Origin of the sequence: Aromatoleum toluolicum (genome assembly GCF_012911005.2) — a bacterium.
Classification (GTDB): domain Bacteria; phylum Pseudomonadota; class Gammaproteobacteria; order Burkholderiales; family Rhodocyclaceae; genus Aromatoleum; species Aromatoleum toluolicum.
Window position 1 is genome coordinate 1 of the sequence record NZ_WTVS01000115.1, and the last position, 10,607, is coordinate 10,607.

General features: G+C 67.6%; 10 protein-coding genes. 3 read left to right on the plus strand and 7 right to left on the minus strand.

Annotation, left to right across the window (positions count from 1 at the left end; all coding sequences use genetic code 11):
• Positions 1 to 104: 104 nt before the first annotated feature.
• The 6 genes from GPA27_RS26695 to fliF all read right to left on the minus strand — a co-directional run bounded on the left by GPA27_RS26695 (position 105) and on the right by fliF (position 6,810).
• A complete protein-coding gene (locus GPA27_RS26695; RefSeq protein ID WP_169143459.1) occupies positions 105 to 1,382 on the minus strand; it encodes a flagellar hook-length control protein FliK in 1,278 nt (425 codons plus the stop codon).
• Positions 1,383 to 1,460: 78 nt separating this feature from the next.
• On the minus strand, positions 1,461 to 1,916 hold the full coding sequence (fliJ, locus tag GPA27_RS26700; RefSeq protein ID WP_169143460.1) for a flagellar export protein FliJ: 456 nt from the start codon (positions 1,914 to 1,916) through the stop codon (positions 1,461 to 1,463).
• A gap of 93 nt (positions 1,917 to 2,009) precedes the next feature.
• On the minus strand, positions 2,010 to 3,413 hold the full coding sequence (fliI, locus tag GPA27_RS26705) for a flagellar protein export ATPase FliI (RefSeq protein ID WP_169143461.1): 1,404 nt from the start codon (positions 3,411 to 3,413) through the stop codon (positions 2,010 to 2,012).
• Complete coding sequence (locus GPA27_RS26710; protein ID WP_169143462.1) at positions 3,410 to 4,114, minus strand: flagellar assembly protein FliH; 705 nt, start codon at positions 4,112 to 4,114, stop codon at positions 3,410 to 3,412. The genes fliI and GPA27_RS26710 overlap by 4 nt, the downstream gene beginning before the upstream one ends.
• Positions 4,115 to 4,153: 39 nt before the next feature.
• The gene (gene fliG / locus GPA27_RS26715; protein ID WP_169143463.1) at positions 4,154 to 5,155 is read right to left on the minus strand and encodes a flagellar motor switch protein FliG; all 1,002 of its coding nucleotides are present in this window, start codon (positions 5,153 to 5,155) and stop codon (positions 4,154 to 4,156) included.
• Complete coding sequence (gene fliF, locus GPA27_RS26720) at positions 5,152 to 6,810, minus strand: flagellar basal-body MS-ring/collar protein FliF (RefSeq protein WP_169143464.1); 1,659 nt, start codon at positions 6,808 to 6,810, stop codon at positions 5,152 to 5,154. Before fliF ends, fliG begins: the two co-directional genes overlap by 4 nt.
• 163 nt (positions 6,811 to 6,973) lie before the next feature.
• Between fliF and GPA27_RS26725 the strand changes: the two genes are divergently transcribed.
• The 3 genes from GPA27_RS26725 (at position 6,974) to fliE (ending at position 10,018) form a co-directional block, all read left to right on the plus strand.
• Positions 6,974 to 8,146 (plus strand): sensor histidine kinase, encoded by a 1,173-nt coding sequence (locus tag GPA27_RS26725; protein ID WP_169143465.1) that lies wholly within the window; start codon positions 6,974 to 6,976, stop codon positions 8,144 to 8,146.
• Positions 8,143 to 9,576: a sigma-54-dependent transcriptional regulator gene (locus GPA27_RS26730; RefSeq protein ID WP_169143466.1), complete on the plus strand. Its 1,434-nt coding sequence runs from the start codon at positions 8,143 to 8,145 to the stop codon at positions 9,574 to 9,576. The genes GPA27_RS26725 and GPA27_RS26730 overlap by 4 nt, the downstream gene beginning before the upstream one ends.
• 118 nt (positions 9,577 to 9,694) lie before the next feature.
• The gene (gene fliE, locus GPA27_RS26735) at positions 9,695 to 10,018 is read left to right on the plus strand and encodes a flagellar hook-basal body complex protein FliE (protein WP_076604320.1); all 324 of its coding nucleotides are present in this window, start codon (positions 9,695 to 9,697) and stop codon (positions 10,016 to 10,018) included.
• Between the two features lie 66 nt (positions 10,019 to 10,084).
• Here the strand turns inward: fliE and GPA27_RS26740 are convergent, their stop codons facing one another.
• The gene (locus tag GPA27_RS26740; protein WP_256223131.1) at positions 10,085 to 10,420 is read right to left on the minus strand and encodes a flagellar brake protein; all 336 of its coding nucleotides are present in this window, start codon (positions 10,418 to 10,420) and stop codon (positions 10,085 to 10,087) included.
• Between the last annotated feature and the right edge of the window lie 187 nt (positions 10,421 to 10,607).

Here is a 10,607-nt window from a genome sequence, read left to right on the forward strand (position 1 = left end):
GGCCTTGGCCATGTAGTTCTCCTGTTTCCACAATTGAATTATCCGCGATAAATTGCGTCGCCCAATTGCGGAAAAGTGGGGAAGACCGGCCCCAATTCAAATCCTCAGGCAAAGATGTCGACCATGCCCAGGCCGGTGCGCGACCAGGTCGCGGGGGCGAGGGGAACGGTCCGGCTCTCGCCTGCCTGATCCGCTCCGGTCGCGCCGCGTCGTCCGCGGCCGGCGCCGGTCCCCGAATCCTGCTGCGCGCGCTGGTCGCCCTGCGTGCTGACGTTCGCCTCACCGAGGTTGATGCCCGCCTGCTGCAGGACTTCGCGCAGTCGCGGCAGCGCCTGCTCGAGCGCGTCGCGCGCGGCCGCCGACGCCGCGACGAAATGCGCGGTCGTCTGGTCGCCATTGATCTGGATCGATACCTCGAGCTTGCCGAGATGGGCCGGCGTGAGCACGAGCTCCGCCCTGGATTCGTTTCGCCCCACCATCCACATCATGCGGTTGCCGACGTCCTCCGCCCAGGCGCGCTGGCCGGCCGGGGTATGCACCTGCAGCTGCGGCGGCGTCTGTTCCGTGCGCGCGGTGCCGGGCGCGAAGGCCGAGGCGTGCAGGCCGGCAGCCTGTGCGTCGGGTTCGAGCGCCTGGAGGCCGGGCGCAGGCAGCGCGGACTGCTGCGCAGCCATTTGCAGGCGCGCGCCGAAGGCCGCGGGGGCGGCTCCGGCCGCAATGTCGGCCTTCACTTTGGCGACTGCGTCCGCAACGCCCCCGGCGTCCGGCCCGGCTTTCTCCGACGACCCGGTCTGGGCGGTGGCTTCCGCGATCAGCTGGCCGAGCGTGAAGGCGCCAGACTTGTGCTTCGGCGTATCGAGCAGCACGTCGGACGTCAGCAGGGAGTCGCCTTCTGCGGCGACATCGTCGGCCGGCAAGGCGGCAACGCCGGGCATCAGGGCGGCAAGGCTTGCCGCCTGTGCGGCGGGATCCGCCGCCGCGGTGTCGGGCTGGCCCGTATTGCCGTCCTGCGCCCCGCCTTCCGCCGTGGCGGTGTCCGACCCGGCGTTATCGCCAGTCGCTTCGGCACTGCTCGCTTCGGCGCCAGCGGTGTCGTTCTCGTTCCGCGTCGTCTCGGATTCCCCGCTGCGTTGCGTCTCGCTCCGTGCTTCGCTGCGCGGGCGTTCCGCTGTCTGCGCGACATGCTCCTGCGGCCTTTCCCTTTCCGGACGGGCGGGCGAGCGTTCGGCCGCGTTCATGCGGCGGTCGAGGGTGCGGGAAAAACTGTCGTCGTTCAGTCCGGTTCCGTTGGCCCGGTTTTCCTCCGCCGCGCGTTGCGGCGGTTGTGCCGGCGCAGACGGCGCATTCAGGCGCAGCATGCTGGTCAAGACCTGATTCGACATGGTGGATTCCCTTTCACGGCTGTATCTGCCATGGATACAGCAAGGTGCATGCCAGGCGTTTGGAACGGGGACGGCGACTCAGGATTCGTCGCTGTCTTCGCGGTTGGCGTAGCGCTTGGCCGAGTGCTCGTCGGACTGTCGCTGTTCGAGGCGGGCTTCCTTGCGCGCCTCGCCGAGGTCGTGGCGTTTCTGCAGCGTATCGAAGGCCTTGACCTTGTTGCGCTGGGTCATCCACGCGTGCTGGCCGGCGACGGTCATCTGGCGCGAGCGTTCGACGTTGGCCTTCTGCACCGCAATGGCTTCGTCGATGCGGCCGATGAAGGCGCTGAAGTTGCGCCATTCGTCGGGGCTGATGCCGTTGCGTGCCGCTTCATGAAAACGCGATTCGTACTCGTCGCGATAGTTCTGCAGCAATTCCAGTTTGCGCGTGCCCTCTTGCTCGCTGGCAATGAGTTCGCCCAGACGGCGCGCCGCGTCGTCCATGCGTGTTTGGCTCAGTTCCAGCAATGGCTTGAGAGGGAAGGATTTGCTCATGGTGCGAAACGGTCGGAGTCGACAGGCGCCCGTAGGCGACGTGAAACTGTAAGCATTCTAAACGAGCGGCGTCACTTCGGCCCGTGACAACGCTCATCCCGGGGTGAATAGCGTACCGAGGCCCGCAATCGCATTGGGGTAGCTTTCCTGCTCGTCGATCCTTTGCTGCAGGAACGCCTCGAGTTTGGGGTACATGGCGACCGCCCGGTCGAGCAGGGGGTCCGAGCCCGGCTGGTATGCGCCAACCGCGATCAGGTCGCGCGAACGCTGGTAGCGCGAGAACAGCTGCTTGAAGTGCCGGACGAGTTCGAAATGCTCGGGGCTGACGAGGCCGTGCATCGCGCGCGAGATCGACTGCTCGATGTCGATCGCGGGGTAGTGCCCCTGGTCGGCGAGCGCGCGCGACAGCACGAAGTGGCCGTCGAGAATGGCGCGCGCCGAGTCGGCGATCGGGTCCTGCTGGTCGTCGCCTTCCGCGAGCACGGTGTAGAAAGCCGTGATCGAGCCGCCGCCTTCGAGGCCGTTACCGGCGCGCTCGACTAGGGCCGGCAGGCGCGCGAACACGCTCGGCGGATAACCGCGCGTCACCGGCGGCTCGCCGATCGCGAGGGCGATCTCGCGCTGCGCCATGGCATAGCGCGTGAGCGAGTCCATGATCAGCAGCACCTGCTTGCCGCGATCGCGGAAGTATTCGGCGATCGTCGTCGCGTAGGCGGCCCCCTGCAGGCGCATCAGCGGGCTGGTGTCGGCCGGCGCGGCGACCACGACCGAGCGCGCGCGGCCCTCGGGGCCGAGGTTCTGTTCGATGAATTCCTTAACCTCGCGGCCCCGCTCGCCGATCAGTCCGACCACGATCACGTCGGCCGAGGTATAGCGCGCCATCATGCCGATTAGCACGGATTTGCCGACGCCCGAGCCGGCGAAGAGGCCGAGGCGCTGCCCGCGCCCGACGGTGAGGAGCGCATTGATCGCGCGGATGCCGACGTCCAGCGCGGTGTTGATCGGCGCCCGCGTTAGCGGGTTGAAGGGGCGGCTCTGCAGCGAGCGGCTTTCCGTCGTATCGAGAGGGCCGAGGCCGTCGAGCGGGCGCCCCGCTCCGTCCACGACGCGTCCCAGCATGTGCTCGCCGACCGGCAGGTGCTTGGCGCGGTCGGAGGTGCGGCGTCGGGGTACGGGCCGCGCGCCGACGACGATGCGCGGCGGGGCTGGTTCGACGGGCATGACCGCGGCGCCCGGCGCGAGGCCGAAGACGTCGTCGGTCGGCATCAGGTAGAGCTTGTCGCCGTTGAAGCCGACCACCTCCGCTTCGACGGTGGCGCCGCCACTCGCGAGGATGCGGCAGTCCGCACCCAGCGGGAGCCGCAGCCCGGCGGCCTCCATGACGAGGCCGTTGATGCGTGTCAGTCGTCCCGAGATCTCGAACGGATTCACGTTCGCGAGCTGGCGACGATGGGCGTCGAGGTAGCCGGTCCACGCCGCCGCACGTGTGGTGCTCATTTGCCGTCGTCCCAACTCATGCCACGGTGGCCGAGCCCTTCGAGGATCCGACGCCAACGGGTCTCCACCGTCGCGTCGATTTCGCTCGCGGGTGCCTGCAGCCGGCAGCCGCCGCGCGTCACCGATTCGTCCTCGATAATCTGGTGGTGCAGGTGAGTGGGCTGCTCTGCCAGGTAGGTGCGGATCAGCGCGACGTCGTCCGGATGCACGTGGATGCGCACTTGCGCCTGCGGCAGCTGGTTCAGTGCTGCGCGCACGGTTTCGACGAGCGCCTCTTCAGGATTCTCGGCGAGGGTGCGCCGGACCATCTGGCGTGCGACCTCGATCGCCAGCGTGACAATTTCGTCTGCGATCTCCTGATCGAGCTGTTTCAGCGCCGTATCGAGTCCGTCGGCCAGGCCGCCCAAGCGGTTCGCCTGCTCGCGTGCGAACTCGGCCCCCTCCGCAAGGCCGACCTCGTAGCCTTCGCGGCGCGCGTCGTCGAACATGGATTCGATCTCGGCCGCCGTCGGCAGCTGGATTTCCGGCTGAGGCGCGGGCGGGGGTTCGGACGGCAGAGCCGCCTCGACAGTCGGCTCCGGCGGAGCAGGCGGGGCTGGCTCGGCTTCCGCGGGCTGGGGCAGCGGCTCCTCCGCTTCGCCGAAGGCCGGCGGTTCCCAGCGACGGTAAGCGCCGACCGCCTGATGGCGCGAGATGCTCATGGCCGGCTCCGGGAAGGTTCGTGCCGCCCGGCGGGCTGCTTATACGAAGGCATCTTCGGACCCCTTGCCGCCGAGCACGATCTGGCCTTCCTCGGCGAGCCGACGCACCACCTTGAGGATCTCCTTCTGTTCCGCCTCGACCTCGGACAGGCGTACCGGGCCCTTTGCCTCGAGGTCCTCGCGCAGCATGTCGGCTGCGCGCTGGGACATGTTCTTGAAGATTTTCTCGCGCAGTTCCGGCGCGGCACCCTTGAGCGCCGTGACCAGCGAATCGGACTGCACCTCGCGCAGCAGCGTCTGCACGCCGCGGTCGTCGATGTCCATGATGTTCTCGAACACGAACATCTCGTCGAGGATCTTCTGGGCGAGGTCGGGATCGTACTCGCGCACGTTGTCGAGCACAGCCGTTTCCGCCGCCACGCCGACGAAGTTGAGGATCTCGGCCGCGTGGCGCACGCCGCCCATCGAGGCCTTCTTGACCGTGGAGGCGCCCGCGAGCATGCGTGCGAGCGCCTCGTTGAGTTCCTTGAGGGCCGCCGGCTGCACGCCGTCCAGCGTCGCGATGCGCAGGATCACGTCGTTGCGCAAACGGTCGGGGAACTGCTTGAGGATTTCGCCCGCCTGGTCGAACTCCAGATGCACGAGGATGGTCGCGATGATCTGCGGGTGTTCGTTCTTGATCAGGTCCGCAGCGGTCACCGCATCCATCCACTTCAGGCTCTCGATGCCCGCGGTGTCCGAGCCCTGCAGCACGCGTGCGATGATGTGCCCGGCACGTTCGTCGCCGAGTGCCTTGGTCAGCATCGCACGGATCTGCTCTTCGTCGGCTTCGACCGGCGCGCCCTTGATGCGATGGGCCTCGAGCTCGTCGAGCACCTCCTCGACCTTTGAGCGCTGCTGGGCAGGCAGGCTGGCCATCGCCATGCCGAGCTTCTGCACTTCCTTCGGGCCGAGCAGCTTGAGGACTTCCGCCGCCTCGTCCGATCCGAGCGCGAGCAACAGCATCGCGCTCTTCTCGAGGCCTTCATCGATTGAGCTCATCGCTTGCCTTCCTCATTGACTCCCATCCATTCCTTGATCAGGTTCGCGACGACGCGGGGGTCGGAGGTCGCGAGTTCCTTCGCCCGGGCCAGCTTGCCATCGAAGGTGTTCGCGGGCTCCAGATGCGACAGGCTCACCACGGCGTCTTCGTCTTCCTCCTCGGGGGCCGGGGCAGGCGGAGGCGGCGGTGCCACGGTGCGCAGCAGCGGACGCACGACGCCGAAATACACGAAGGCGAGCGCAACGAGAATCACGACATACTTCAGCACTTCCTTGCCGAGGTCGACCATCTCCGGATCCTTCCACACCGGCACCTGCGCCAGCGCCTCGCTGCGGCTGGCGGCGAAGGGCGCGCTCGATACGTTCAGGCTGTCGCCGCGTGCCGGGTTGAAGCCCATCGCCTCGCGTACCAGACTGGTGATGCGCGCGATCTCATCGTCCGACAGCGCTTCCGGGCGCGTCTCGCCATTTGGCAGCGTTTCGTTGCGGTGGTTCACCACGACTGCGACCGACAGGCGCTTCACCTGACCGAGCGCCTGTTTCGTGTGCTGGATCGTGCGGTCCAGCTCATAGTTGATCGTCGCCGCACGATTGCCCGCGACAGGCGCGGCCGGGCCGCCGGGTGCGCCGCCGGTCGCGACCGGCGGCGAGGTGATCGGGGCGGTGGCGGGAACGGGCGGCTGGTTGCTCAGCGCACCGGGCACCCCTTGCGCGGCCGGCTCGCGCAGCCCCTGCTCGTTGATCTGCTGGCTGCGGATCGCCTGGTCGGGCGAGGGATTCGGCTTGAAGGTCTCCGCGGTGGCCTCGACCTGGTCGAAATCGACGTCCGCCGTGACCTGTGCCTTGAAGTTGTCCTGGCCGATGATCGGCGTGAGGATCGTCTCGATGCGGCGGATGTAGCCCGATTCGACTTCGCGCACGTAGTTGAGCTGCGTCGCGTCCAGGCCGGCGTTGCGCAGCGGGTCGGGGCGGTTCGTCAGCAGGGTGCCATTCTGGTCGATCACGCTGACGTGGTCGTTGGCTAGCTGCGGCACGCTCGATGCGACCAGATGAACGATGCCGGCGACCTGGGCGGAATCCATCGTTCGTCCCGGGTACAGGTTCACCATCACCGAGGCGGTCGGCTTCTGCTCGTCGCGCAGGAACCCGGATTGCTTCGGAATCGCCAGATGCACGCGCGCGGAGGACACCGACGCGATCGCCTGGATGGTGCGCGCCAGCTCGCCTTCGAGCGCGCGCTGGAAGTTGACCTGCTCGTGGAACTGCGACACGCCGAGCTTCTGGTTCTCCATCAGCTCGAAGCCGACGAGCCCGCCCTTGGGCAGGCCTTGGGCGGCAAGGCGCAGGCGCACGTCGTGCACCATCCCGGACGGGATCAGGATCGCATTGCCGGCCGGCGAAAACTTGTAGGGAACGTTCTGCTGCTGCAGCGCGGTGACGATCGCGCCGCCGTCGCGCTCGTCAAAGTTCGAGAACAGCACTGCGTAGTCGGGCGCCCGCGACCACAGCCAGACCCCCACCAGCATTGCGATGGCGATCGCCACGGCGGCGCCGGCGGCGAGCCTCTGGCGCTGGCTCAGCTCATTGAAGCGCTGCAGCGCCTGCTGGGCCGGCGGCAGGGTTCCCCGATCAACGGCGGTGTCGGCGGTGGCCATGGTGGAGTCCTTCGATCACGTCACTTTTACGGATGACGGCATTGTCCGTCCGCGCGTGCAAATCGCGCGAGCGGAAAAGCGGCATTTTTTGCCGCCTATTTGCCGGTTACCATGGACGCATCGGGGCTTAATCTGCCAGCCGTGAAAACAGGTCCTGCACGCCATGTCCGCTGAAACGCCTCCTGCCGCCACGAATGCCGCGCCCGGCGCGGGGCAGCGCCTCGACGCGGCGCAGCTCGCCGAGGCGTTCGAGATGTTCGCGCGTGCGTCCGAGGAGCTGTCGACCGCCTACAACGCGCTGCAGGGGCAGGTCGCGCAGCTCACCGAACGCCTCGCGGTGCTGATCGGCGCTCTGCCCGCGGGCGTCGTGATGCTCGATCGCGCCGGCCGTGTCGGGCAGTGCAACAGTGCGGCCGAGAGCCTGCTGGGCGGCGATCTCGCGGGCCGTCCGTGGGACGAACTTGCCGCCCTCCTGCAATCCACCGAAACGCCGGGCGAACTGAGCGTTGGCGAAGAGCCGGGCGCCCGCCGCGTCTCGCTGTCCGAGGCGGCGCTAGAATCCGGCGAAGGGCGCATCATCCTGCTGCACGACGTCACCGACACGCATCGCATGCGCCTGCAGGCCGAACGCAACGAAAGGCTGGCGGCGATGGGCGAGATGGTCGCCGGACTTGCCCACCAGCTGCGCACGCCGCTCGCCGCCGCGCTGCTCTATACCGGCAACCTCAAGCAACCCGAGCTCGCCCCCGCCGACCGGGCGCGTGTCGCCGACCGCGCGATCGAGCGCATGCGCTACCTCGAGCGCCTGATCCGCGACATGCTGCTCTTTGCGCGCGGCGACAGCGTCGGCCGTCTGCGTTTCGGCATCTGCGAGCTTGCCGGAGAACTCGTGCATACCCTCGAACCGCTCGCGCGGGCGCGCCAGGTCGGGTTTTCGTCCGCCTGCGACTGCGGCGATGCGACCCTGCTCGGCGACCGCAAAGCCTTGGGCGGTGCGATCACGAACCTGCTCGAAAACGCCATCCAGGCCACCGAGGCCGGCGGCGCGGTGGACCTGTCCGCCACACGCGAAGGCGACACCGTGCACTTCCGCATCCGCGACAACGGCCGCGGCATCGAGCCGGCCCATCAGGCGCGCCTGTTCGACCCCTTCTTCACCACCCGCGCGGACGGCACCGGCCTGGGGCTCGCGATCGCACGCGGCGTGGCGCGCGCCCACGGCGGGGACATCGCCGTCGAATCCAGCCCCGGCAAGGGCGCCTTGTTCATCCTCAGCCTGCCGCTGCCGTGTCCCGACGAGGGCGACGGTGCACCCGCACCGAAGGAACCTGCATGATCGAACAGATCAATATCCTCGTCGTCGAGGACGACGCCGCACTGCGCGATGCCGTGTGTCTCACGCTGGAGATGGGCGGCCATCGCGTCACCGGCGTCGATGGCGGACCGGCCGCGCTCGCCGAGCTCGGCCGTCAGGCATTCAATCTCGTCGTCAGCGACCTGCGCATGCAGCCGATGGACGGCCTGCAACTCCTCGGCGAAATCCGCTCGCGCCTGCCCCAGCTTCCCGTCCTGCTGATGACCGCCTACGGTGACGTCGACAAGGCCGTTGCCGCGATGCGCGGCGGCGCCTGCGACTTCCTCATGAAGCCGTTCGAACCCGACGTCCTGCTCGAACATGTGCGGCGCTACGCCTCGCAGCCGCCGGGCGCCGACGACACCGTGGCCGAGGACCCGCACACGCGCAACCTTCTCGCGCTCGCCGCGCGAGTCGCCGACACCGACGCCACGGTGCTGCTCACCGGCGAATCAGGCACCGGCAAGGAAGTCTTCGCGCGCTACATCCACGATCACTCGTCGCGCAAGGCGGGGGCTTTCGTCGCGATCAACTGCGCCGCCATCCCCGAGAACCTGCTCGAAGCGACGCTATTCGGGTACGAGAAGGGCGCGTTCACCGGCGCCCAGACAGCGCAGCCGGGCAAGTTCGAGCAGGCCCAGGACGGCACCATCCTGCTCGACGAGATCTCCGAAATGCCGCTCGCGCTGCAGGCCAAGCTCCTGCGCGTGTTGCAGGAACGGGAGGTCGAGCGCGTCGGCGGGAAGAAACCGGTCGAGCTCGACATCCGCGTGTTGGCGACGAGCAACCGCGACATGGCGCGGGAAGTCGCCGCCGGCCGCTTCCGCGAAGACCTGTATTACCGGCTCAATGTCTTTCCGCTTGCGATCCCGGGGCTGCGCGAACGCCCCCGCGACATCCTGCCGCTCGCGCGCCATTTCCTCGCCCGCCACGGCGAACGCCTCAAGCGCAGCGCCCGGCTGAGCCCGGAAGCCGAACAGCTGCTCGTGCGCCATGCCTGGCCGGGCAACGTGCGCGAACTCGAGAACGCGATGCAGCGCGCGCTGATTCTTGCGGCCGGCGACACGATCACGGCCGAGACGGTGCATCTGTGCCTGCCGAACTGGGTCGCGGCGGAAGCGGCCCCGAGTGCCGACGGGCCAAACCGGGCCGAAACGGCGCCGGTGTCAGTGTCGGTGGCGGCAAATTTTGCCGTGCCGCCGGAAAGTGTTGCCGTTTCGTCCCCTATCCGGCCCGATCCCGCTGCCGGCGGGCGGCCGGCAAACATGAAGGATCTCGAGCGCGAACACATTCTCTCGACGCTGCGCGAAGTCGGCGGATCGCGCAAACGGGCCGTCGAAAAGCTCGGAATTTCGGAACGGACCTTGCGTTACAAGCTGCAGCAGTACCGCGACGAGGGCTACGAGGTGTAGCGCATGGAGTTGCGGTAGCCGCCGCCCGTGAATTGGCGACACCCGGCAACATCCTTTTGGCACGACGATTGCTCTGCTAGACTGAGGACAACGGATACTCCGTGTTGGAGTCGAGCGTATGGATACGCGTGGAATCAACCAGATGATCGGCGAATTGCGCGCCACCGCCCAGGCGGCGGGTGCGAAGTCGTCCGCCCCCGCCAACCAGGCTGCAGGCGGCGTCGATTTCGCCGAAGTGCTGCAGGGTGCGCTCAAGGACGTGAGCGCCGCGCAGCAGGAAGCCCGCGGCATGGCGCAGGACTTTTCTGCTGGTGATCCGAACGTCAATCTCCAGGACGTCATGGTCAACCTGCAGAAGGCCAACCTGTCGTTCCAGCAGATGGTGCAGGTGCGCAACCGTCTCGTCACGGCGTATCAGGACATCATGAACATGCCTGTGTGACCGCGCTCCGTGCGCACGGACGAAGAAGCCGCCCCAGGGCGGCTTCTTCGTTTTCGAGCACAGGATTCAGTGTTCGTCGTGCATTCGCCGCTCACGTTCGAGCTTGAACATGTAGCGCTGGATTCGTGCGGTCGCCTGGTTCGACAAGCCGATGAATTCGCAGCCGGCGCGCAGCACCTTCACGCCGTTCGCCTTCTCGATCTCGAAAAGGTTCCTGACCTTCAGTCGCACGGGCAGGGGATTGCCGTCGGGTAGCCGGAGCAAGCACTGGCTGTATTCCGTTCCGGGTTCGAAGCGGAGTTCCTTCGGCGGGACGAGGACTGCCAGTCCGCCGCCGCTGATGTCCACGATCCGCACCTGCACCTCCTGCCGGCGGCCGTCCTCGGGCACGTGGGTGATCACGCAGACGAGCGGTTCGGCCTGCGACGTGGGCAGGCGATAGAACTCGCGCCGTTGCAGGCGGTAAGCGGTAACTGACGAGCGTCCTTGACTACTTCGAGATTTCGAAGAGATCGGATCGCAGGGGGTTGGCCGCGAAGTGCTGCTTCCACAGACGGGGGGTGAGTTGCGCGACGTCGGCAGCGGGGTG

What these genes read in the sequence shown, in the direction of transcription:
- GPA27_RS26695 (WP_169143459.1), bottom strand. Translation starts at nt 1,382, where the DNA reads ATGTCGAATCAGGTCTTGACCAGCATGCTGCGCCTGAATGCGCCGTCT.
- fliJ (WP_169143460.1), bottom strand. Translation starts at nt 1,916, where the DNA reads ATGAGCAAATCCTTCCCTCTCAAGCCATTGCTGGAACTGAGCCAAACA.
- fliI (WP_169143461.1), bottom strand. Translation starts at nt 3,413, where the DNA reads ATGAGCACCACACGTGCGGCGGCGTGGACCGGCTACCTCGACGCCCAT.
- GPA27_RS26710 (WP_169143462.1), bottom strand. Translation starts at nt 4,114, where the DNA reads ATGAGCATCTCGCGCCATCAGGCGGTCGGCGCTTACCGTCGCTGGGAA.
- fliG (WP_169143463.1), bottom strand. Translation starts at nt 5,155, where the DNA reads ATGAGCTCAATCGATGAAGGCCTCGAGAAGAGCGCGATGCTGTTGCTC.
- fliF (WP_169143464.1), bottom strand. Translation starts at nt 6,810, where the DNA reads ATGGCCACCGCCGACACCGCCGTTGATCGGGGAACCCTGCCGCCGGCC.
- GPA27_RS26725 (WP_169143465.1), top strand. Translation starts at nt 6,974, where the DNA reads ATGTCCGCTGAAACGCCTCCTGCCGCCACGAATGCCGCGCCCGGCGCG.
- GPA27_RS26730 (WP_169143466.1), top strand. Translation starts at nt 8,143, where the DNA reads ATGATCGAACAGATCAATATCCTCGTCGTCGAGGACGACGCCGCACTG.
- fliE (WP_076604320.1), top strand. Translation starts at nt 9,695, where the DNA reads ATGGATACGCGTGGAATCAACCAGATGATCGGCGAATTGCGCGCCACC.